Here is a 22,131-nt window from a genome sequence, read left to right on the forward strand (position 1 = left end):
GATCCGATCATAATTTCGCGCTTGCTTTTTCCATCACACCGATTTTTCAGGAAACCACCACCGTGGCCAATATCAAGTCCGCCAAGAAGCGCGCCAAGCAGACCGTCGTGCGCAATGCGCGCAACACGGCTCAGCGTTCGCAGCTGCGCACCGCCGTCAAGAAGGTGATCAAGGCCCTTGACGCCAACGATGCCGCCGGCGCCGAAGCCGCCTTCGCCGTCGCCCAGCCCCTGCTCGACCGTTTCAGCGCCCGTGGCCTGATCCACAAGAACAAGGCCGCTCGCCACAAGAGCCGCCTGACCGCCCGCATCAAGGCCCTCAAGGCGGCCTGATCCGGCGCTGCATCCGGCGGCCACGCCGCCGGCAGCACAAGAAAACCCGGCGGAAGCCGGGTTTTTTGTTGCCTCGCCTTTTGCGGCAGCGGCTCCTGCAGGAGCGGCTTCTTCAGCCGCGATGAGGCTCCGCCATTTGAATCCCCGCATATGGATGTGCGGCGCTCGTGCGCGGGATTCGCATGAAAGCCCCTTCGCGACTGAAGCCGCTCCTACAGGGGCGGTCACGCGTCCCGCTCCGCCTGCTCGGCGCGCTGGCGGTCGAAGAACGCCATCACGTCCTTCATGATCGGCCAGGTGCCCTCGCGGCCGAGCGCCGAGACCAGATACCAGGGGCCGGTCCAGCCCAGCTCGGCGATCACCGCCTCGGCCGCCGCCCTGGCCTCGTCCTCGAACATCAGGTCGGCCTTGTTCAGCACCAGCCAGCGCGGCTTGTCCAGCAGTTCGGGATCGTGGCGCTCCAGCTCGCTCTCCAGGATGCGGACCTGCTCGGCCGGCGACACGCCCTCCACGCCCCCTTCCATGGGCGAGACGTCCACGAGGTGCAGCAGCAGGCGGGTGCGCTGCAGGTGGCGCAGGAACTGCGTGCCCAGGCCGGCGCCTTCGGCCGCGCCCTCGATCAGGCCCGGCACGTCGGCGATCACGAAGCTGCGGTGCGGCTCGACGCTGACCACGCCGAGGTTCGGGTAGAGCGTGGTGAACGGATAGTCCGCGACCTTCGGCGTCGCCGCCGAGACCGCGCGGATGAAGGTGCTCTTGCCCGCGTTCGGAAAGCCCAGCAGGCCGACGTCGGCGAGCAGCTTCAATTCCAGCTTGAGGGTGCGCTGCTCGCCCTCCTCGCCCGGCGTGGCCTGGCGCGGCGCGCGGTTGACCGAGCTCTTGAAATGCATGTTGCCCAGGCCGCCCTTGCCGCCCTTGGCGACCAGCAGGCGATCGCCGTGGCGCGTCAGGTCGCCGATCACCTCGTCGGTATCGACGTTCATCACGACGGTGCCGACCGGCACGGTGATGATCCGGTCCTCGCCGGCCTTGCCGTACATCTGCCGGCCCATGCCGTTCTCCCCGCGCTGCGCCTTGAAGATGCGCTCGTGGCGGAAATCGACCAGCGTGTTGAGGTTCTCGTCGGCGACCAGCCAGACGCTGCCGCCGTTGCCGCCGTCGCCGCCGTCGGGCCCGCCGAGCGGGATGAACTTCTCGCGCCGGAAGCCGACGCAGCCATTGCCGCCGTTGCCGGCGATCACCTGGATTTCAGCTTCGTCTACGAGTTTCATAAGGCCGTGATTGGTGATTCGTGATTGGTGATTCGGTCAGAAGCGCAAAGCGCCTCTTCGATTGTGCGCGAATCGGACAGGCGGCGGTGATCCGGCCCTTGCGAATCACCAATCACCAATCACGAATCACGGCTTTCCCAAACAAAAACCCCGCCGGAGCGGGGCTTCGTGTCGGTGGGACCGAAGTCCCGTCGGCAAGCCTCAGGCCTGCACGACGCTGACGGTGCGGCGCTTCTTCGGGCCCTTGGTGGAGAACTCCACCGTGCCGTCGACCAGCGCGAACAGCGTGTGGTCGCGGCCCAGGCCGACGCCGGCGCCCGGATGGAACTGGGTGCCGCGCTGGCGCACGATGATGTTGCCGGCCTCGATGGACTGGCCGCCGTAGATCTTGACGCCCAGGTACTTCGGGTTGGAGTCGCGGCCGTTGCGCGAGGAGCCTACGCCCTTTTTGTGTGCCATGACGATTTCTCCTTGATGCTTAGCCGGCGATGCCGGTGATTTCGATTTCGGTGTAGTGCTGCCGGTGGCCCTGGTGCTTCATGTGGTGCTTGCGGCGGCGGAACTTGATGATGCGCACCTTGTCGGCGCGGCCGTGGGCGACGACCTTGGCGGTGACCGAGGCGCCCTTCAGCGCGTCGCCGACCTTGATGCCGTCGCTGTCGCCCAGCAGCAGGATGTTGTCGAACTTGATCTCGGAGCCGGCCTCGGCCTCGAGCTTTTCCACGCGGAGCGTTTCGCCCTGCGCGACGCGGTATTGCTTACCGCCGGTGACCAGAACTGCGTACATGTCGTCGTCTCTTCTGTAGTTATTCTAAATTGCTTGGCCCGCCTGCCGGGCGCAGGCCTGGCAGAAGGATCGGCGATTCTATCCGGCCCGGCCCGGCCCGGTCAAATCCCCCCTCTCCCGGCGCCCTCACTCCGGCCCCACGTCCGCTGCCCTAGCCTCGGCCCGGTTCTCCTCCCCTCGAGCCCGGGATCGCCCGCCCCGCCTTTGCGCGGGCGGGAATGCTGTCCCCAGCCACATCCATTCGAGAGGAGCACGGAAATGTTCGACAGCCTGATGGAAGACGTGGCCGGGCGCACCGGCCTGAGCGCCGACAAGGCCCGGCAGTTGCTAGGGGCACTGACCGCATTGATCTTCGACGAGAAGCAGGGGGGATTCGCCGGCTTCATCGACCGGTTCCGGCAAAAGGGGCTGGGCGAACTGGTGCAATCGTGGGTCGGCACCGGCCCCAACCAGCCCATCACCCCCGCCCAGGTGCAGGACGTGTTCGGCGCCCCGCTGATCGGCGGCATCGCCAGCCGGCTGGGCCTGGACAGCGCCGCCACCGCCGGCGCCATCGGCGGCGCGCTGCCCGGCCTGGTCGACCGGCTCAGCGCCGACGGCCAGGTTCCGGCCGGCCTCCCCGACACGCTCAAGGGCTGGGTGGCCAGCGCCGGCGACTGGCTGGGCGACCTGGGCTCGCATGGCTGGGGCGCATTGGCGGGCGGCGCGGCGGCCGTTGGCGGCGCACGCGCGGCCGGCCATTCCGCGGGCGCGGGAGCCCGCGCCGTCGCCGATGCCGCTCGCCAGACCGGGCGAGGCACCGGCCGCCTGCTGCCCTGGCTGTTGCTGGCAGCGGCGATCATCGTCGCCTTCCTGCTGCTGCGCGGCTGCCACCGCCCGGCCGAGCCGGCCGGTTCGGCGAGTTCCGCCACCGAATCGGCGGCTCCCGCACCCCCGGCCCCGGCCCCAGCCTCCCCGGCCGCGACGGCAGGCGCCCCTGCACCGGGCACGGCGCCTGCCAGCACCGCCCATGCCGCGCTGGATTTCGGCAAGGACAAGCTGGCCGTGAGCGGCGAACTGGGCAGCGATGCCGAGCGCACCCGCCTGATGGACGCCCTGCGCAAGGCCTACGGCGCCTCCGCCGTGGACGGCGACCTCAAGGTCGCCGCCGGGCTCGCCCCGGCGCCCTGGCTGGACAAGCTGGTCGCGGCGCTGCCCAGCCTGCGGATTCCGGGCCTGTCGCTCGGGCTGGAAGGCAACCGGGTCGACATCAAGAGTGGCGGCCTGCCGGAAGCGGAGCGCTTCGCCGCCTCCCAGGCCGTGCGCGATGCGTTCGGCGGCTTCGACATCACCGGCCAGTGGGACCGCGCCTCCGCCGCGCTCGGTGCGCTGACTCCGCAATCCAGCCCCGAGGACCTGGCCAAGGCCCTCAACCTGCTGACGATCGGCTTCGCCACCGGCTCGGCCACCATCACCGCCGACAGCGCCGAGACGCTCGAGCGCGCCGCCACGGCCATCGCCGCGATGCCGGCCGGCACGCGCATCGAGGTCGGCGGGCATACCGACAACACCGGCAATGCCGCGGCCAACCTCAAGCTGTCGCAGGACCGCGCCGACGCGGTGCAGCACAAGCTGGTCGAGCTGGGCGCGCCGGCCGACCGGCTGACGGCGAAAGGCTACGGCCAGGACGCACCGGTGGCCGACAACGCCACCGAGGAGGGCCGTGCGCAGAACCGCCGCATGATCTTCACCGTGCTGAAGTGAACCGCGGCCGCGGGCACCGTCCGGAGGGCGCCTTCGCGGGCGCCCTCTTGCGTGGGGCTCCGTCTCAGATCCTGCGACGGTCGTCGCCGAGACTTCCGTTCCGCTCATTTGCCCCCATCCTGTCCAGCCGATAGGCTTGTCTATTGGCCCGGATTTCCCCGCACTGCCCCTCCCCGCTCGAAGGCACCCGATGGCGCTGGACTACATCCGCATCCGCGGCGCGCGGACGCACAATCTCAAGAATCTCGATCTCGACCTCCCCCGCGACAAGCTGATCGTCATCACCGGCCTGTCCGGCTCGGGCAAGTCGTCGCTGGCGTTCGACACCATCTACGCCGAAGGCCAGCGCCGCTACGTCGAGTCGCTCTCCGCCTACGCCCGGCAGTTCCTGAGCGTGATGGAGAAGCCGGACATCGACCACATCGAAGGCCTGTCGCCGGCGATCTCGATCGAGCAGAAGTCGACCTCGCACAACCCGCGCTCCACGGTCGGCACGATCACCGAGATCTACGACTACCTGCGCCTGCTGTACGCGCGCGTCGGCACCCCGCGCTGCCCGGACCATGGCTACCCGCTGGAGGCGCAGACGGTCAGCCAGATGGTCGACCAGGTGCTCGCGCTCGACGCCGAGCAGCGTTACATGCTGCTGGCGCCGGTGATCCGCGAGCGCAAGGGCGAGCACGCGCAGGTGTTCGAGCAGCTGCGCGCGCAGGGCTTCGTGCGCGTGCGCGTGGACGGCGAGCTGTACGAGATCGACGCGGTGCCGGCGCTGGCGCTGCGCCAGAAGCACACCATCGAGGCGGTGATCGACCGCTTCCGCCCGCGCGAGGACATCAAGCAGCGCCTGGCCGAGAGCTTCGAGACGGCGCTCAAGCTGGGCGACGGCATGGCCGCGGTGATGTCGCTGGACGATCCCAAGGCGGCGCCGCAGCTGTTCTCCTCCAAGTATTCCTGCCCGGTCTGCGACTACTCGCTGCCCGAGCTGGAGCCGCGCCTGTTCTCGTTCAACGCGCCGATGGGCGCCTGCCCGTCCTGCGACGGGCTGGGCGTGGCCGAGTTCTTCGACCCGGCCAAGGTCGTGGTGCATCCGGAGCTGTCGCTGTCGGCCGGCGCGGTGCGCGGCTGGGACCGCCGCAACGCCTACTACTTCCAGCTGATCGCCTCGCTGGCCAAGCACTACAAGTTCGACGTCGACGCGCCGTGGCAGTCGCTGCCCGAGCAGGTGCGCAAGGCGGTGCTGTACGGCAGCGGCGAGGAAGTGATCACCTTCACCTACTTCACCGAATCCGGCGGCCGCACCCAGCGCAAGCACCGCTTCGAGGGCATCATCCCTAACCTGGAGCGCCGCTACCGCGAGACCGAGTCGCCGGCGGTGCGCGAGGAGCTGGCCAAGTACATCAGCGAGCAGCCCTGCCCCGAGTGCCGCGGCGCGCGCCTGAACCGCGCCGCGCGCAACGTGTTCGTCGCCGACCGGCCGCTGCCGGAGATCGTGGTGATGCCGATCGACGAGGCGCTGTCGTTCTTCCGCGAGCTGAGCCTGCCGGGCTGGCGCGGCGAGATCGCCGCCAAGATCGTCAAGGAGATCGGCGAGCGGCTGGGCTTCCTGGTCGACGTCGGCCTGGACTACCTCACGCTGGAGCGCAAGGCCGACACCCTGTCCGGCGGCGAGGCCCAGCGCATCCGCCTGGCCTCGCAGATCGGCGCCGGCCTGGTCGGGGTGATGTACGTGCTCGACGAGCCGTCGATCGGCCTGCACCAGCGCGACAACGAACGCCTGCTCGGCACGCTCACCCGCCTGCGCGACCTCGGCAACACCGTGATCGTGGTCGAGCACGACGAGGACGCGATCCGCCTGGCCGACCACATCCTGGACATCGGCCCCGGCGCCGGCGTGCACGGCGGCGAGATCTGCGCGCAAGGCACGCTGCAGGACATCCTCGCCTCGCCGCGCTCGCTGACCGGGCAGTACCTGTCCGGCAAGCGCCAGATCGAGATCCCCAGGCAGCGCCACAAGCCGAACCCGAAGATGACGCTGCACCTGCGCGGCGCCACCGGCAACAACCTCAAGAACGTCGACCTGGACATCCCGGCCGGCCTGCTGACCTGCGTGACCGGCGTGTCCGGCTCGGGCAAGTCGACGCTGATCAACGACACGCTGTTCGCGCTGGCCGCCAACGAGATCAACGGCGCCTCGCACCCGGTGGCGGCGTACCGCGAGGTCGAGAACCTGGACCTGTTCGACAAGGTCGTGGACATCGACCAGTCGCCGATCGGCCGCACGCCGCGCTCCAACCCGGCCACCTACACCGGCCTGTTCACGCCGCTGCGCGAGCTGTTCGCGCAGGTGCCGGAGGCGCGCGCGCGCGGCTATTCGCCCGGCCGCTTCAGCTTCAACGTGCGCGGCGGCCGCTGCGAGGCCTGCCAGGGCGACGGCATGATCAAGGTCGAGATGCACTTCCTGCCCGACGTGTACGTGCCCTGCGACGTCTGCCACGGCAAGCGCTACAACCGCGAGACGCTGGAGATCCTCTACAAGGGCCACAGCATCAACGACGTGCTGGAGATGACCGTCGAGGACGCGCTCAAGCTGTTCGAGCCGGTGCCGGCGATCGCGCGCAAGCTGGAGACGCTGGTGGACGTGGGCCTGAGCTACATCAAGCTGGGCCAGAGCGCGACCACGCTGTCCGGCGGCGAGGCGCAGCGCGTCAAGCTGTCCAAGGAGCTGTCGCGGCGCGATACCGGCCGCACGCTGTACATCCTCGACGAGCCGACCACCGGCCTGCACTTCCACGACATCGAGGCGCTGCTCGGCGTGCTGCACAAGCTGCGCGACGAGGGCAACACGGTGGTGGTGATCGAGCACAACCTGGACGTGATCAAGACCGCGGACTGGATCGTCGACCTCGGCCCCGAGGGCGGCCACCGCGGCGGCACGATCCTGGTCGCCGGCACGCCCGAGGACGTGGCGGCGCACCCGCAGTCCTACACCGGCCAGTTCCTCGCCAAGATGCTGCCGTCGATCGCCGCGCGGCCGGGCAAGCCCGCCGCCGTCGCCAACAAGCCCGAGGCGCTGCCGCCGCGCAAGGCCAAGGCCGAGAAGGCGCCCGCCAAGAAGACCTCACCGAAGAAGAAAGCCGCACGATGAGCGAGAACACCCCCAAGATCCTGGCGCGCGTCCCGATCAGCGTGCGCTGGCGCGACATGGACAGCATGGGTCACGTCAACAACGCCAAGTACATCTCCTACCTGGAGGAGGCGCGCGTGCGCTGGATGCTGGGCGTGCCGGGCGTGTCGATGAGCGACCGGATCGCGCCGGTGGTGGCCGCGACCAACGTCAACTACCGCCGCCCGATCGTGTGGCCGGACGACATCCTGGTCGAACTGTTCGTCGAACGCCTCGGCAACAGCAGCGTCACCATCGGCCACCGCATCGTCGACCAGAAGGACGAGTCGGTGCTGTACTCGGACGGCAACGTGGTGGTGGTGTGGATGGACACCCAGACCGGCAAGAGCGCGCCGCTGCCGGAGGCGGTCCGCGCGGCGTCGAGCTGAACACGGCCACCAGGCATTTTTGTGGGGGCGGCCTCAGCCGCGATGAGGCCTCCCCGATAAGCCGCTCCCACAGGAAACGCGCGTCGCCTACGGCGCCGCCTTGCGCACTTCCAGTTCGCCGAGCACCTCGCGCCCGTCGCGCAGCTTGAACGCCACCGGCAGCCGCTCGCCCTCGCGCAGCGGCTGCTTCGCCTGCATCAGCATCAGGTGCAGGCCGCCCGGGCGCAGCTCGGCCTTGCCGCCGGCCGGCAACGGCAACGCCTCCACCTCGCGCATCCGGTTCACTCCGTCGACCTGCGTGGTCTCGTGCAGCGACACGTCGCCGAAGGCCGGGCTCGATGCCGATACCACCTCGGCCTGCGCCTTGCACACGTTGGCGAAACGCCCGAAGCCGGCACTCATCGGCATCGCCGCGTTGGCGGGCAGGCGGATCCAGCCGCCCTCGAAGCGCGGCAGGCACTGGGGCGCGGCGTGGGCCGCGAACGAGGAGGCCAGGAGCCATCCGGCGACGAGCGCGAGGGTCGTTTTCATGCCGACTATCATAGGCAGACCGCCAGCCGGAGCAACGCATGAGCCTCGAGATCCTCGACCACGGACCGATCCGGGAGATCCGCCTGGCCCGGCCGCCGGCGAACGCCCTGGACACGGCGCTGTGCCGCAGCCTGGCCGCCGCGGTCGCGCAGGCCCAGTCCGAAGGCAGGCACGGCATCGTGCTGTCCGGCGGCGAACGCATCTTTTCCGGCGGGCTGGACGTGCCGCACCTGCTCTCGCACGGCGCCGACCGCGGCAAGCTGCTGGACAGCTGGAGCGCGTTCTTCGCGGCCGCGCAGGCGCTGGCGGACTGCGAAGTCCCGGTCGCCGCCGCGCTCACCGGGCATGCGCCGGCCGGCGGCTGCGTGCTGGCGCTGTGCTGCGACTACCGGGTCATGGCGCGCAGCGTCGATCCGGCGCGTCCCTACGCGATCGGCCTGAACGAGGTGCAGGTGGGACTGGTGGCGCCGGAAGGCATCCAGCGCCTGCTGCGGCGCGTGGTCGGCGCGCACCGCGCCGAGCGGCTGCTGGTCGCCGGCGAGATGGTGCCGGCCGAACGCGCGGCGCAGATCGGCCTGGTCGACGATCTGGCCGACGGCGAGCAGGTGGTCGCGCGCGCCGTCGCCTGGCTGCAGGCGCTGCTGAAGCTGCCGCGCGAGCCGATGCTGGCCACGCGCGCGATCGCCCGCGCCGACCTGCGCGAGGCGCTGGCGCCGCAGCACATCCGGCTGGACCGCTTCGTCGAGGCCTGGTACGCGCCGGACGCCCAGGCCGCGCTGAACGCGCTGGCGGAACGGCTGCGCAAGGGGTGAGCGCCCCGCCGGTATAATCCGCGGCCACGCTGCCCAAGATCCCGTCCCTTGTCCGACAACGTCGTCACCGTCGTCTCCGAACTGATCAGCCTGCTCTCGCTGGAGCGGCTGGAAGACAACCTGTTCCGCGGCGAGAGCCGCGACATCGGCACCAAGTACGTGTTCGGCGGCCAGGTGCTGGGCCAGGCGCTGGCGGCGGCGCAGGCGACGGTCGAGAACGGCCGCCGCGCGCACTCGCTGCACGCCTATTTCCTGCGCGCCGGCGACATCGAGCACCCGATCGTCTACGACGTGGACCGCACCCGCGACGGCGGCAGTTTCTCGGTGCGCCGGGTGACCGCGATCCAGCACGGCAAGGTGATCTTCTTCTGCGCCGCCTCGTTCCAGGAAGAGGAGCCGGGCGCCGAGCACCAGGCCAAGATGCCCGTGGTGCCGCCGCCGGAGGACATCGAGCAGACGCCTCCGGTCGCGCCGGAGGTGATGGCCAAGCTGCCGCCGAAGGTGCAGCGCTGGCTGACCCGCGGCGGCCCGTTCGAGTTCCGCCACGTCTATCCGCGCGACGAACTCAACCCGCCCAAGCGCCCGCCGTTCCAGCAGATGTGGCTGCGCCTGAACGAGCCGGTCGGCGACGACGTCGGCCTGCACCAGGCCTTGCTGGCCTACGCATCGGATTTCCAGTTGCTGGGCACGTCCACGTTCCCGCACGGCATCAGCTACTACACGCCGAACGTGCAGATGGCCTCGCTCGACCACGCGCTGTGGTTCCACCGCCCGTTCCGCACCGACGACTGGCTGCTCTACTCGCTCGACAGCCCGACCGCGCAGGGCTCGCGCGGGCTGGCGCGCGGCCAGTTCTTCACCCGCGACGGCGTGCTGGTCGCCAGCACCACCCAGGAGGGCCTGATCCGCGTCGTGCGCGACGGCAGCGCGGCATCGGTGCCGGCCAAAGACTGAGAGCGATCCCCGAACGATGCGCAAGATCTTCAGCAGCCAGCGCGTGGAAACCGCCGAAGGCGTGGCGCAGTTGCTGCGCGACGCCGGCATCGAGGTGCGGGTGAGCAACGGCCGCTCCTACCAGAGCAAGCGCAGCGGCCAGTTCAGCTACCTCGAACAGGGCAACGCGCAGAACTATCCGTCGGTCTGGGTCGTGCACGCCAACGACCAGGCACGGGCCCGCGAGATCCTGCGCCAGGCGCGCCTGCTCGACACCACGCGGCGCGACCTGCCCGATGCCGATTACGGCTTCGCCGGGCTGCCCGGCGCCGGCCAGCCGCCGCGCGCCAACTGGGCCTGGCGCATCAGGATCGCGCTGCTGGCGGTGATCGGCGCGATCGCGCTGTTCATCGCATTGCGCCATCGCGCGCCCCCGGCACCGGCCGCGCCCTCGCCCCCGCCGGCGGCCGCGCCGGCGCAGCCGCCGCAACAAGCTCCGCAGCCGCAGGCCCCGCAGCAGGACGAGCAGGAACAGCGGGTCCGGATCGAACCCACCCGCTAGCCAGGGCTTGCGCCCGGGCGGTCACATCCGCCGCCCGGCTGCGTCATGATCGCGTACGGAACGGAGCGCGCCGATGAACGCCCAGACGCTGGACCTGATGCTGCAACGCGACCTGCCGATCGCCCGCGGCGGCTGCCCGCAGGCCTATGGCCGGATCGTGGCGGCCTGCCAGAACACGGTGACCGCCATCGCGCTCGCGATCACCCGCGACGTGCAGGCCAGCGAGGACATCGCGCAGGAGGCGTTCCTGCGCGCCTGGCAACAGTTGTCGCGGCTCAACAACACGGCCAGCTTCATGCCCTGGCTGCGCCAGATCACCCGCAACCTGGCGCGCGACTGGTTGCGCGCCCACCGCCATCGGCCGATGAGCGGCGAGGCGGCCGAGATCGCCATCGGCATGGCCGCCGATCCCGGCCCTTCGCCGGCGGACCGCCTGCTGCGGATCGAAGAGGAAACCGTCGCGGCCGACATCATCTCCGCGCTGCCCGAGGACAGCCGCGAGGCCTTGCTGCTGTACTACCGCGAAGGCCAGCGCTCGCAGCAGGTCGCCGACCTGCTGGGCCTGAGCGACGCGGCGGTGCGCAAGCGCCTGTCGCGGGCGCGCGCCATGGTGCGCGAGGAACTGCTGCAGCGCTTCGGCCGCTTTGCCTGCGGCAGCGCGCCCGGCGTGGCGTTCGGCCAGGCGTTGGCCCTGGCGGTTGCCACCGCCAAGCCCCCGCTGGGCCTGGGCGTGGAAGCGGTCGGCGCCGGCCTGGGCGCGGGCCTGGCGGCCAAGTCGTTGCTCGGCACCGGCACGGCAAGCGGTACCGCCGTGCTCGGCGGGCTGCTGGGCGGCATCGCCGGCAGCGGCATCGTGTTCTGGCTGTGCAGCCGCCTGCTGTTCTCCTATACCGAGACCGAGCAGGAGCGCCTGCAGGTGTGGCGCGCCTATCGCCGCTACATGGTCCACGCCGCGATCGCGGTCGCGGCGGCCGCCGCGATCGGGCTGCTCACGCACGGCCCGTGGCCGCTGGCGCTGGCCCTGCTCGCCGGGCTGGTGGTGCTCAACTACGACCTGATCGTGACGGTGCCGAGGGTGATGGCGCCCCTGCTCGCCCGCGATGCGGCGCGCGCGCCGCAGACCGCCGGGCGCCGCCAGCTGGTCTATCGGCTCAACTTCGGAACCAGCGGCCTCATCGTTTCCAATATCGGCGTCGTACTGATGGCCTTGCCGCTCATACTGAACAGGGCGGTCTGAAACCAGGCAACCGAGCAATAACGATGTAGGAGCCGCTCCGGGTGGCCCAGGGGCCATCGGCCGCGATGAAGCGCTACCGGCAAAGCCTCATCGCGGCTGTCGCCACGCCTGCGGCGGGCAGGCGCGGCATGGGAAGCCTGCGCCTTCCGCCTTCAAGCCTTGCGCGTGCCCAGGTAGGCGGCGACGGCCTTGCGCAGGCGCGCGATGCCGTCGGCCATCTCGGCGTCGGTGATGTTCAGGGCCGGCACGAAGCGCAGCACGTCCGGGCCGGCCTGCAGCGCCAGCAGGCCCTGTTCGGCGGCGGCGTCGAGGATCGCGCCGGCCTGGCCGGCATGCGCCGGCGCCAGCACCGCACCCAGCATCAGGCCGCGGCCGCGCACCTGCGTGAACATGCCGCTTTCCTTGCCGATCGCCTCCAGCGCGCTGCGCAGCGCCTGCGCCTGCCGGCTCACGTTGCTCGCGATCTGCGGCGAGGCCAGCTTGCGCAGCGACGCGCGCGCCACCGCCGCCGCCAGCGGATTGCCGCCGAAGGTGGTGCCGTGCGCGCCGAACTGCATGGTCTCGGCCACCTTCGGCCCGGCCAGCATCGCGCCGATCGGGAAGCCGCCGCCCAGCGCCTTCGCCAGCGTCACGATGTCCGGCGTGACCTGGTCCTGCCAGTGCGCGAACAACGTGCCGGTGCGGCCCATGCCGCACTGGATCTCGTCCAGCACCAGCAGCGCGCCGTGGTGGTCGCACAGCTCGCGCACGCGTTGCAGGAAGCCCGGCTTGGCCGGCATCACGCCGCCCTCGCCCTGCACCGGCTCGATCATCACCGCGGCGACGTCGCCGGCGGCCATCGCGGTCTCCAGCTGGACCTCGTCGTTGAAGTCCACGTAGCGGAAACCGCCCGGCAGCGGCTCGTAGCCCTCCTGGTACTTGGGCTGCGCGGTGGCGGTCACCGCGGCCAGGGTGCGGCCATGGAAGCTGCCGCGGAAGGTCACGATCACCCGGCGGTCGGGCGTGCGCCCCTGGCTGGCGGCCCACTTGCGCACCAGCTTGATCGCGGCCTCGTTGGCCTCGGTGCCGGAGTTGCACAGGAACACCTTCCGCGCGAAGCGCGAGGCGTTCACCAGTTCCTCGGCCAGCCGCAGCGGCGGCTCGCTGTAGAACACGTTGCTGGTATGCCAGAGCTTGCCGGCCTGCTCGGTCAGCGCCGCGGCCAGGTCGGGATCGCCATGGCCCAGGCCGCATACCGCGATGCCCGCGGACAGGTCCACGTACTCGCGGCCCCGGTCGTCCCACAGCCGCGATCCCTGGCCTCGCTCCAGCACCACCTGGCGCGGGCGGTAGACCGGCAGGTAGTAGTGCGCGAGGGACAGCGGGGAATCGGTCGTGGTGCTCATGGCGGTAGGGATGGCTCGGGAAGTCGCCCGGAAGCGGGCCTGGCATTCTCGCGCATTCGCCGGCCCGCGGCACATGGCTTGCGCACCGGTCCGGGCGCCTGCCGCGCCGGCCGCAGCGCGCATCCCGGCGCGCGCGGGCAGCCGGGTTCAATCCAGGAACAGGTCCGGCAGCAAGGGCGCGTCGGGATCGACCGCGTAACCGGAGAAATCGCGCGTCCCGGCTTCCGCCAGCACCTGCTCGTCGATCAGGAACCGGCCGCTGAACCCGGCCGCGGGCCGGGTCAGCACCGCATGTGCGGCGTCGGCGACGATCTCGGGGCGGCGGCCGTTGCGGGTATCCACGCCGGGGATCATGTTCAACGCATCGGTGGCGATCAGCGTGCGCGGCCACAACGCGTTGACCGCCACGCCTTGCGGCCCGAACTCGGCGGCCAGGCCGATCGTCACGAAGCTCATGCCCATCTTCGCCAGCGTGTAGCCGGTGTGCGGGGCCCACCAGCGCGGATCGAGCGAAGGCGGCGGCGCCAGCGTCAGGATGTGCGGATTGGCCGCCTGCAGCAGATGCGGCAGGCAGGCCTGCGCGCACAGGAAGGTGCCGCGCGCGTTGACCTGCTGCATCAGGTCGAAGCGCTTCATCGGCGTGTCGAGCGCACCGCGCAGCCAGATCGCGCTGGCATTGTTGACCAGGATGTCGATGCCGCCGAACGCATCGACGGTGGCTTCCACCGCCGCGCGTACCTGTTCCTCCTCGCGGATGTCGCATTTCAGCGCCAGACCCTGCCCGCCGGCCGCCACCACCGCCTCGGCCGCGGAATGGATGGTGCCCGGCAGCTTGGGATTCGGCACCGACGACTTGGCCGCGATCGCGACGTTGGCGCCGTCGCGCGCAGCGCGCAGCGCGATCGCCAGCCCGATGCCGCGCGAGGCACCGGTGATGAAGAGGGTCTTGCCTGCGAGCGTGGCCATCGGGAAACCTCGGGATTCGGGATTCGGGATTCGGGATTCGGGATTCGGGATTCGGGATTCGGGAGAGCATCTTTGCCTGGCCTTGGCTGTCAAGCGATTCGATGCTTTCTCTGCCGTTCTTTGGGCTTTCTTGTGGGAGTGGCCTCGGCATGCCGGGGCCGTTCAGTCCCGACGGAGGGCCGACAAAGCCCATCGGGACCGAAGTCCCTCCTGCGGCGGCCATTCCCCGACGCAGGCTCTTCCGGGCCCCGGTCCCGGGTCCCAAGCCCAACTTCAAGGCTTCGGCCCCTGCCCTTCGTTGTCCTCCCAATGCAGGATGCGCCGGGTAACGAAGCGATAGACCGGCTTGCCGCTGGCGAACCACAGACTGCGCACCCAGGAATGCCGCCGGAGCAGGCGCTTCTCGACCGGCGTCAGCGCCTCGCCGCAATACATCCGCTTGTGCTTGAGCAGGTGGCGCAGGTCCTCGCGCGCGAGCAGGCGCATCCAGCGCGAGCGTGGATGGCCACGCACCGCCAGCTGGAAGTCGATCAAGGCCGGGCTTCCATCGTCCAACACCAGCCAATTGGCCTCCTTGGCCAGGTCGTTGTGGGCGATCCCGCGCCGGTGCACCTGCTGCAGCAAGCGGCGCGCGGCACGGAAGTAGGCCAGGTCGCCGCGCGGCGGGCGCTGGTACATCGCCTGCCCCGCCATGAAGCTGCGGTCCAGCCAGGTGCCGTCCCAGCCCAGCAGGCGCGGCGTGGCGGGCATGCCGTCGAGCTGGCGCAGGGCCGATGCCTCGCGCCGCGCCAGCCACCAGGCGGGGACCCGCAACCACCATGGCGAGGCGCTCAGGTCGCGCCGGACGAAGGTCCCGGACGGCCCGCGCACCAGCAGGATGCGGCCGAAGCTGTCGGACTTGAGCGCGGAGCTGTCGGGAGGCAGGGGCTTCATCGGGACATTCTAGGCGCTCGCCCCGGCTTTCCCGCCGGAGGCTCGCCGCTCCGGGCGCCAGGAGCGCATCGCGGCGGCCGTGAACTTCCGGCCGCGCGCGCACTCCAACGTCGTTCCAGGCCACGAGCCCTCCTCCCTGCCGGCCCCCTCCGGGCTCCGGCCAGACAGCAACGACGCCCGCCTATAATCGCCCGATGAATTCATCATGGATCGACACCACGCTGGAGTGGATCGGCAACCACCCCACTCTGGCGGGTGCGGTCATCTTCGCCATCGCCTTCAGCGATGCCGTCATCATCCTGGGCGCGATCGTGCCGGCGCTGCCGCTGCTGTTCGCGGTAGGCGTGCTGATCGGCCTTGGCCAGATCAACGGCCCCTATGCGGTCGCCTGCGCCGCCCTCGGCGCCTTCTTCGGCGACGCCCTGAGTTACTGGATCGGCCATCGCTGGGGCCACCGGCTGCGCGGGATCTGGCCGTTCAGCCGCTACCCGCAGTTGCTGGACCGGGGCGAGGTGCTGTTCAGGCGCAACGCCTTCAAGAGCATCCTGGTGGCCCGCTACGTGGGCGCGATCCGTCCCTTCGTGCCCGCCATCGCCGGCATGGCGCGCATGCCGCTGCGGCGCTACGCCCTGGCCAGCGGCATGGCCTGCATCTCGTGGGCCGTGCTGTTCCTCGCCCCCGGCTGGGTGCTGGGCCAGGCCTACGACGCCGTCGCCGCGGTCGCCGGCCGGCTGTTCGTGGTGGTGGCGCTGCTGCTGGCGGTGCTCGGCCTGGTCTGGGCGGGCGTGCTGTACGGCTACCGCTGGTCGGCCGCGCACCTGGATGTGCTGCTCGCTCGCCTGCTCGACTGGTCGCATCGCCATCCGCTGATCGGCAACTGGTCCGGCGGCGTGCTCGATCCGCGCCGGCGCGAGTCGGTGCCGCTGGCGGTGCTGGCGGTGATGCTGCTGTTGCTCGGCTGGGGCTGGTTCGTGCTGCTGATGGTCGTGCTCGCGCACGGCGAGCCGCTCGGCCTCGACCTGGCCGTGCACGACCTGATGCTGGCGTTGCGCAACCCGCTCGCCGACTACCCGATGGTGGCGCTGGCCTCGCTCGGCGACTGGCAGGTGCTGGCCCCGGCGATCGCGGTCGCGATGGGCTACCTGGCCTGGCGGCGGCGCTGGATGTCGGTGCTGCACTGGCTGGCCGCGCTCGGTTTCGGCCTGGCCCTGACCAAGCTGCTCGGCACCACCGTGCACGTGGTGCGTCCGCCCGCGGCCAGCAGCGGCTTCGGCTTCCCGTCGGTGGCGGTGACGATGGCGACGATCACCTTCGGCTTCTTCGCGGTGCTGGTCGCGCGCGAGCTGCCCGGCCGCAACCGGGTCTGGCCCTACCTGGTCTGCGGCGCGATCGTCTCCGTGATCGGTTTCGCCCGCCTCTACCTCGGCGCGCACTGGCTCAGCGACGTGGTCGGCGGCATGTTGTTCGGCGTGTTCTGGCTGCTGGTGCTGGGCATCGCCTACCGCCGCCGCTTCAATCGTTCGTTCTGGGTCAAGCCGGTGTCGTGGCTGTTCTATGGCAGTTTCCTGCTCGCGGCGGTGGTGTTCGCGCCGCGCAACCTGGAACGCAAGCTGGCCAAGTTCGAACCGCCGCCGCCGATCCCGGTCGCGCTGCAGGCCGATGCCTGGTGGCAGCACGAGTGGCGGCAACTGCCGGCCCGCCGCAACGAGTTCGACGACGACCAGCGCTGGCCGCTGGACGTGCAGCTGGCCGGCCCGCTGCAGCCGCTGCAGCGGCAGCTGCAGGCGCAGGGCTGGCGCCTGCAGCCGCAGGCCGGCTGGGAGCAGGCGCTGCAGGTGCTCAATGTCGGCGCCACGCCGGACGAGGTGCCGGTGTTGCCGGCCACGCTGGACACCCAGGTCGAGTCGCTGTTGATGGTGCGCCGGGGCGAACGCGACGACGAACTGCACGTATTGCGCCTGTGGCCCGCCGCGGCGCGGCTGCAGCCGGGCGACGTGCCGCTGTGGCTGGGCAGCACCCAGACGCTGCATTACAGCCGCCACTTCAGCCTGATCGGCCTATGGCATCCGATGCGCGGCGTCGATCCGGCGCTGCAGGCGTTGCGGCAATCGCTGGGCGGGCTGCCGCACCGGATCGAACAGCGCCCGAACTCGGATGTGCCGCTGTTGTTGATCGATGCCCGTTAGATTCGGGATTCGGGATTCGGGATTCGGGATTCGGGATTCGGGATTCGGGAAAGCATCTTTGCCTGACTTTGGCTGTCAAGCGATTCGATGCTCTTCGCAGGTTTCTTGCTTCCCGCTTTACTGTGGGAGGGATTTCAGTCCCGGCAGGGTTTTACCGGCCATCTGTCGGGACTGAAGTCCCTCCCACACCGACACCCAGTCCGAAGCGGGCCTGTCGCTCTTCCGGATCCCGGGCCCCGGCTTCAAGGCATCCACGCCAGCAGCTGCTCCAGCCGCTGGTGCGGGTCGTCCATCTGCAATAGCGCGAGCCGCTGTTCCTCGGCCAGCGGCAGCAGTTCGGCCAGTCGCCAGCCGACCCAGGCGGCCTCGTCCAGTTGGGCCGGGCCGACCGACGCGTACTCGCCGCCGACCTGTTCGAGCATGTGCTCCAGCACCGTCGCGAGCAGGCCGTGTTCGGGACGCAGTTCGTCGTCGCTGTCCGGCTCGCACCACTCCACTTCGCCCACGACCAGGCCGTTGTCGCGCACCCGCGTGCGCACGGCGTGGAAGCGCCGGGTGCCGCGCAACTTCAACACCAGCACGCCGTCGCCGCCGACGTCGAAGTCCTCGATCTTCGCCTCCACCCCGTACGCCGCCGGCGTGGCCGGCGCGCCGACCTCCTCTCCCTCCAGGATCAGGCATACGCCGAAGCCGCCGCCGTTGCGGCCGCACTCGCGTACCAGGTCCAGGTAGCGGCGCTCGAACACCCGCAGGCCGATCGCCGCGCCCGGCAGCAGCACGCAATGCAGCGGGAACAGCGGCAGCGTCGCGACCGCCTCCGCCATCAGGACAACCGCTCCAGCAACCGGCGCGGCGCGCCGTCGAAGCCGCCGTTGGACATGAACACCACGTGGTCGCCGGCGCGCACCTGCGCGGCCAGCGCATCCAGCAGCGCATCGACGTCCGCCACCGCCTGCGCCTGCCCGCGCACCTGCGCGATCACCTTGCCGGCGTCCCAGGGCAGTTCCGGCCGCGCCAGGAACACCACCGCATCCGCCACATCCAGCGACGGCGCCAGCGCCTGCGCGTGCGCGCCGAGCCGCATCGAATTGCTGCGCGGCTCCATCGCCACCACGATGCGGGCGTCGCCGACCCGCGCACGCAGGCCTTCCAGCGTGGTGCGGATCGCGGTCGGGTGGTGGGCAAAGTCGTCGTAGACGGTGATGCCGCGCGGCTGCCCGAGCATTTCCAGGCGTCGCTTGACGCTGCGGAACTCGCGCAGCGCCGGCATCACCCCGGCCGGGTCGACGCCGACCGCATGCGCGGCCGCGAGCGCGGCCAAGGCGTTGAGCACGTTGTGGCGGCCGAGCAGCGGCCATTCCACGCGACCGATCTCCACGCCGGACTTCAGCACCACGAACATGCTGCCATCGGCCTCGACCAGGCGCGCGCTCCACTCCATCGCGGGATCGAAGCCGAACCGCTCCACCGGCGTCCAGCATCCCATCGCCAGCACTTCGGCCAGGTTCGCGTCCTCGCCGTTGACGATCAGGCGGCCGTTGCCAGGCACCGTGCGCACCAGGTGGTGGAACTGGCGCTGGATCGCGGCCACGTCCGCGAAGATGTCGGCGTGGTCGAACTCCAGGTTGTTGAGGATCGCCACCTTGGGCCGGTAGTGCACGAACTTGCTGCGCTTGTCGAAGAACGCGGTGTCGTACTCGTCGGCCTCCACGACGAACTCGCGCCCCTTCCCCAGCCGCGCCGACACGCCGAAATCCTCGGCCACGCCGCCGACCAGGAAGCCGGGCTCGCGCCCCGCCGCCTGCAGCAGCCAGGCCAGGATCGTCGTGGTCGTGGTCTTGCCGTGGGTCCCGGCCACCGCCAGCGTGTCGCGGCCCGGCAGCACCCGCTCGGCCAGCCACTGCGCGCCGGAGGTGTAGCTGCGGGCGTCGTCCAGCACCGCCTCCACCGCCGGGTTGCCGCGTGAGAGCGCGTTGCCGATCACCACCTGGTCGCAGTCGGCGGCGATGTTGCCGGGCGCGTAGCCCTGGGCCAGCGCGATGCCGAGTTTCTCCAGTTGGGTGGACATGGGCGGGTAGATCGCCTGGTCGCTGCCCTCCACCTGCACGCCCAGCTCGCGCGCCAGCGCCGCCACGCCGCCCATGAAGGTGCCGGCGATTCCGAGGATATGGATCTTCAAAACGGTACTTCCGTAGTCATTCGCGCCACTTTAGCCGAGCCCGGCCGATCCGGCACCGCCCGCCGGCCTCGCGGCGCGGCCCTCGCTCCGCCGGAAAAACGCTCGCCGGCGCATCAGGGAAATCTGACAAATTGTCAGGAACTCCCTGATATCGCCAGGGCGCATTCATCGACACAATCCGTTACGCCAGTCGCAGTATCCCATTCGGTCCTACTCCCCAAGAGGCCATCCCCAAGGGAGCTCATGCTGCGGGGGCCCTGAGCAAGCCCTGTCACTGGCTCTTACAACAAACCCCGGTCTGCCAGGCAGCACCGGGGTTCTTTTTTGCGGCTTCGGCCGGCCGGCGGCGGCCTGCGCCTGCCGAGCGACCGCGCAGCCGGGACATGATCCCGGCACGCAGCGTCAGCGCTTGATCGCCGCCATGATGCGGTCCAGCACCTCGTCCAGCGAGCCCACGCCGTCCACGCGCGCCAGGGTGCCGCGCTGCTCGTAGAAACCGATCACCGGCGCGGTCGAGTCGTTGTAGACCTGCAGGCGCTTGCGCACCGACTCGGGATTGTCGTCCTCGCGGCCTTCGGCCTTGGCACGGCCGGCGATGCGCTCGACCAGCAGGTCGGTCGCCACGTCCAGTTGCACCACCGCGTCGAGCGGCTGGCCGATCTCGGCGAGCAGCTTGGTCAGCGCGTCGGCCTGGGCCAGGTTGCGCGGGTAGCCGTCGAGGATGAAGCCCTTGGCCGCATCGGGCTGGCCCAGGCGCGACTTGAGCATGCCGAGCAGGATGTCGTCGGACACCAGCTCGCCCCGCGCCATCACTTCCTTGGCCTGCAGGCCGAGCGGCGTCCCGGCGGCGACTTCGGCACGCAGCAGGTCGCCGGTGGAAATATGCGGAACCTGCAGCTTTTCCTTCAGGCGTGCCGCCTGCGTCCCCTTGCCCGAGCCGGGTGGCCCCAACAGAACCAATCGCATCAATGTGACTCCATAGGTGAAAACCAGGGGGCGGCGCGCGGCGTTAGACTCATCGGCATCGCCTACGTTGCACCGCAATGTCGCCCAGCTTACCGCATCCGGGCAATGTCCCGGCAATGTCCCCTTGACCCAGGAGCTGCACCCACATGGCCCAAGGCACCCTGCTGTATGCCCAGTCCGGCGGCGTCACCGCCGTCATCAACGCCACCGCCGCGGCGGTGATAAGCGAGGCCCGCGCGCGCAAGGTCAAGGTGCTGGCCGCGCGCAACGGCATCCTCGGCGCGCTGCGCGAGGAGCTGATCGACACCTCCAGGGAATCGATCGCGGCGGTCCGGGCGCTGGCCCACACCCCGGGCGGCGCGTTCGGCTCGTGCCGCTACAAGCTCAAGTCGCTGGAAGCCGACCGCGCCAAGTACGAGCGCCTGCTGGAGGTCCTGCGCGCCCACGACGTGCGCTGGTTCCTCTACAACGGCGGCAACGATTCGGCCGACACCGCCTGGAAGGTCTCGCAGCTGGCCGAGGCGTTCGGCTACCCGCTGCACTGCATCGGCGTGCCCAAGACCATCGACAACGACCTGGCGATCACCGACACCTGTCCCGGGTTCGGCTCGGCGGCCAAGTACACCGCGGTCTCGGTGCGCGAGGCGGCGCTGGACGTGGCCGCGATGGCGGAGACCTCGACCAAGGTCTTCATCTACGAAGCGATGGGCCGCCACGCCGGCTGGCTGGCCGCCGCGGCCGGATTGGCCGGGCAGTCGCCGGACGAGGCGCCGCAGGTGATCCTGCTGCCCGAGCGCCCGTACGACGAGGCCGCCTTCCTGGCCCGGGTGGATGCGGTGGTGAAGAAAGTGGGTTGGTGCGTGGTGGTGGCCAGCGAGGGCATCCATACCGCCGACGGCCGCTTCGTCGCCGATGCCGGCGGCGGCACCGACGCGTTCGGCCATGCCCAGCTCGGCGGCGTCGCCTCGTTCCTCGCGCAGCGGGTGAACCAGCAACTGGGCTACAAGGTGCACTGGACGTTGCCCGACTACCTGCAGCGTTCGGCGCGCCACGTCGCGTCGAAGACCGACTGGGAGCAGGCGCAGGCGGTCGGCAAGGCCGCGGTGCAGTACGCGCTGAAAGGCATGAACGCGGTGATGCCGGTGATCGTGCGCACCTCCGACGCCCCCTACCGCTGGAAGATCGAACCGGCGCCGCTGAGCAAGGTCGCCAATGCCGAGCGCAAGATGCCGGCCAATTTCCTGAGCAAGGACGGCTTCGGCATCACCGAACGCGCCCGCCGCTACCTCGCGCCGCTGATCAAGGGCGAGGCCCCGCTGCCCTACGGCAGCGACGGCCTGCCCAAGTACGTGGCGTTGAAGAATGTCGCGGTGGCCAAGAAGCTGCAGGCTTGGGAAGGCTGATCGTCGTGCCGTAGGCATAGCCGCCGTTCCCGCACGAGCGTTCCTGGGCGTGTCGACGGCCAGGTCGTTGTTTCGGGCTTGCCTTCCGCTTTCCCGGGGCCCATGCGGACGACGGTAAAGATGCCAAGCTTCGCCCCATGCCCTCATCCGCCCTTCGGGCACCTTCTCCCGCGAGCGGGAGAAGGAAAGCGCGGGGATGCTCCAGCTCGACATCGCCCCCTTCTCCCGAGAGCGGGAGAAGGAAAGATCCGGGTCGTCGAACGGAACGCGTGGGGCTAACGGGGACTGGAGCCCGTGCCACAACGGCCATCGCGCCGGCGCCGTGGTCGCAGCGATCGACGGCGCATGGAATT

General features: G+C 70.3%; 19 protein-coding genes and 1 pseudogene. 10 read left to right on the top strand and 10 right to left on the bottom strand.

What is annotated here, in order from left to right; translation table 11 throughout:
- Nucleotides 1-62 precede the first annotated feature (62 nt).
- Nucleotides 63-332 (top strand): 30S ribosomal protein S20, encoded by a 270-nt coding sequence (rpsT, locus tag M3M27_RS14570; RefSeq protein WP_140722889.1) that lies wholly within the window; start codon nt 63-65, stop codon nt 330-332.
- A 224-nt stretch (nt 333-556) separates the two neighbouring features.
- On the opposite strand, the gene obgE is transcribed toward rpsT, so the two are convergent.
- The 3 genes from obgE to rplU form a co-directional block, all read right to left on the bottom strand.
- Nucleotides 557-1,603 carry a GTPase ObgE gene (gene obgE, locus M3M27_RS14575; RefSeq protein WP_434026093.1) on the bottom strand — a complete coding sequence of 349 codons (1,047 nt, stop codon included), beginning with the start codon at nt 1,601-1,603 and terminating at the stop codon, nt 557-559.
- Between the two features lie 201 nt (nt 1,604-1,804).
- Complete coding sequence (gene rpmA, locus M3M27_RS14580) at nt 1,805-2,062, bottom strand: 50S ribosomal protein L27 (RefSeq protein WP_140722896.1); 258 nt, start codon at nt 2,060-2,062, stop codon at nt 1,805-1,807.
- Between the two features lie 19 nt (nt 2,063-2,081).
- The gene (rplU, locus tag M3M27_RS14585) at nt 2,082-2,390 is read right to left on the bottom strand and encodes a 50S ribosomal protein L21 (RefSeq protein WP_140722899.1); all 309 of its coding nucleotides are present in this window, start codon (nt 2,388-2,390) and stop codon (nt 2,082-2,084) included.
- A 258-nt stretch (nt 2,391-2,648) separates the two neighbouring features.
- Here rplU and M3M27_RS14590 point away from each other — a divergent pair, with 258 nt between their 5' ends.
- The 3 genes from M3M27_RS14590 (at nt 2,649) to M3M27_RS14600 (ending at nt 7,685) form a co-directional block, all read left to right on the top strand.
- Nucleotides 2,649-4,133 (top strand): OmpA family protein, encoded by a 1,485-nt coding sequence (locus M3M27_RS14590; protein ID WP_434026094.1) that lies wholly within the window; start codon nt 2,649-2,651, stop codon nt 4,131-4,133.
- 190 nt (nt 4,134-4,323) lie between these two features.
- Nucleotides 4,324-7,278 carry an excinuclease ABC subunit UvrA gene (uvrA, locus tag M3M27_RS14595; RefSeq protein WP_434026095.1) on the top strand — a complete coding sequence of 985 codons (2,955 nt, stop codon included), beginning with the start codon at nt 4,324-4,326 and terminating at the stop codon, nt 7,276-7,278.
- On the top strand, nt 7,275-7,685 hold the full coding sequence (locus M3M27_RS14600) for an acyl-CoA thioesterase (protein ID WP_140722908.1): 411 nt from the start codon (nt 7,275-7,277) through the stop codon (nt 7,683-7,685). Before uvrA ends, M3M27_RS14600 begins: the two co-directional genes overlap by 4 nt.
- Nucleotides 7,686-7,772: 87 nt before the next feature.
- Here the strand turns inward: M3M27_RS14600 and M3M27_RS14605 are convergent, their stop codons facing one another.
- Nucleotides 7,773-8,216, bottom strand: coding sequence for a copper chaperone PCu(A)C (locus M3M27_RS14605; protein WP_434026097.1), 444 nt, complete (start codon nt 8,214-8,216; stop codon nt 7,773-7,775).
- 38 nt (nt 8,217-8,254) lie between these two features.
- On the opposite strand from M3M27_RS14605, the gene M3M27_RS14610 reads away from it, so the two are divergent.
- From M3M27_RS14610 to M3M27_RS14625, 4 genes are all read left to right on the top strand, one after another.
- Nucleotides 8,255-9,028 (top strand): enoyl-CoA hydratase/isomerase family protein, encoded by a 774-nt coding sequence (locus tag M3M27_RS14610; RefSeq protein ID WP_434026098.1) that lies wholly within the window; start codon nt 8,255-8,257, stop codon nt 9,026-9,028.
- 48 nt (nt 9,029-9,076) lie between these two features.
- Nucleotides 9,077-9,982, top strand: a complete 906-nt coding sequence (gene tesB / locus M3M27_RS14615; protein ID WP_140722917.1) for an acyl-CoA thioesterase II — start codon at nt 9,077-9,079, stop codon at nt 9,980-9,982.
- A 16-nt stretch (nt 9,983-9,998) separates the two neighbouring features.
- Nucleotides 9,999-10,523 carry a putative signal transducing protein gene (locus tag M3M27_RS14620; protein WP_434026099.1) on the top strand — a complete coding sequence of 175 codons (525 nt, stop codon included), beginning with the start codon at nt 9,999-10,001 and terminating at the stop codon, nt 10,521-10,523.
- 73 nt (nt 10,524-10,596) lie between these two features.
- On the top strand, nt 10,597-11,760 hold the full coding sequence (locus tag M3M27_RS14625; protein WP_434026100.1) for an RNA polymerase sigma factor: 1,164 nt from the start codon (nt 10,597-10,599) through the stop codon (nt 11,758-11,760).
- A gap of 152 nt (nt 11,761-11,912) precedes the next feature.
- Here the strand turns inward: M3M27_RS14625 and M3M27_RS14630 are convergent, their stop codons facing one another.
- The 3 genes from M3M27_RS14630 to M3M27_RS14640 form a co-directional block, all read right to left on the bottom strand.
- Nucleotides 11,913-13,145 (bottom strand): acetylornithine transaminase, encoded by a 1,233-nt coding sequence (locus M3M27_RS14630; protein WP_434026101.1) that lies wholly within the window; start codon nt 13,143-13,145, stop codon nt 11,913-11,915.
- Nucleotides 13,146-13,292: 147 nt separating this feature from the next.
- On the bottom strand, nt 13,293-14,111 hold the full coding sequence (locus M3M27_RS14635) for an SDR family oxidoreductase (protein WP_434026103.1): 819 nt from the start codon (nt 14,109-14,111) through the stop codon (nt 13,293-13,295).
- Nucleotides 14,112-14,384: 273 nt separating this feature from the next.
- On the bottom strand, nt 14,385-15,044 hold the full coding sequence (locus tag M3M27_RS14640; RefSeq protein ID WP_434026104.1) for a serine/threonine-protein kinase: 660 nt from the start codon (nt 15,042-15,044) through the stop codon (nt 14,385-14,387).
- A gap of 194 nt (nt 15,045-15,238) precedes the next feature.
- Between M3M27_RS14640 and M3M27_RS14645 the strand changes: the two are divergent.
- Nucleotides 15,239-17,224 (top strand): annotated as a pseudogene (locus M3M27_RS14645) (VTT domain-containing protein); the annotation flags it as partial.
- Between the two features lie 248 nt (nt 17,225-17,472).
- On the opposite strand, the gene M3M27_RS14650 reads toward M3M27_RS14645, so the two are convergent.
- From M3M27_RS14650 to M3M27_RS14660, 3 genes are all read right to left on the bottom strand, one after another.
- A complete protein-coding gene (locus M3M27_RS14650; RefSeq protein WP_434026105.1) occupies nt 17,473-18,054 on the bottom strand; it encodes an LON peptidase substrate-binding domain-containing protein in 582 nt (193 codons plus the stop codon).
- A complete protein-coding gene (mpl, locus tag M3M27_RS14655; RefSeq protein ID WP_434028025.1) occupies nt 18,054-19,373 on the bottom strand; it encodes a UDP-N-acetylmuramate:L-alanyl-gamma-D-glutamyl-meso-diaminopimelate ligase in 1,320 nt (439 codons plus the stop codon). The genes M3M27_RS14650 and mpl overlap by 1 nt, the downstream gene beginning before the upstream one ends.
- A 438-nt stretch (nt 19,374-19,811) precedes the next feature.
- The gene (locus tag M3M27_RS14660; protein WP_140722944.1) at nt 19,812-20,375 is read right to left on the bottom strand and encodes an adenylate kinase; all 564 of its coding nucleotides are present in this window, start codon (nt 20,373-20,375) and stop codon (nt 19,812-19,814) included.
- A gap of 146 nt (nt 20,376-20,521) precedes the next feature.
- Between M3M27_RS14660 and M3M27_RS14665 the strand changes: the two genes are divergently transcribed.
- Nucleotides 20,522-21,778 (top strand): 6-phosphofructokinase, encoded by a 1,257-nt coding sequence (locus M3M27_RS14665; RefSeq protein ID WP_434026106.1) that lies wholly within the window; start codon nt 20,522-20,524, stop codon nt 21,776-21,778.
- Nucleotides 21,779-22,131 lie beyond the last annotated feature (353 nt).

The sequence above is a fragment of the Xanthomonas boreopolis genome (assembly GCF_046529185.1).
GTDB classification, from domain to species: Bacteria; Pseudomonadota; Gammaproteobacteria; order Xanthomonadales; family Xanthomonadaceae; genus Pseudomonas_S; species Pseudomonas_S boreopolis.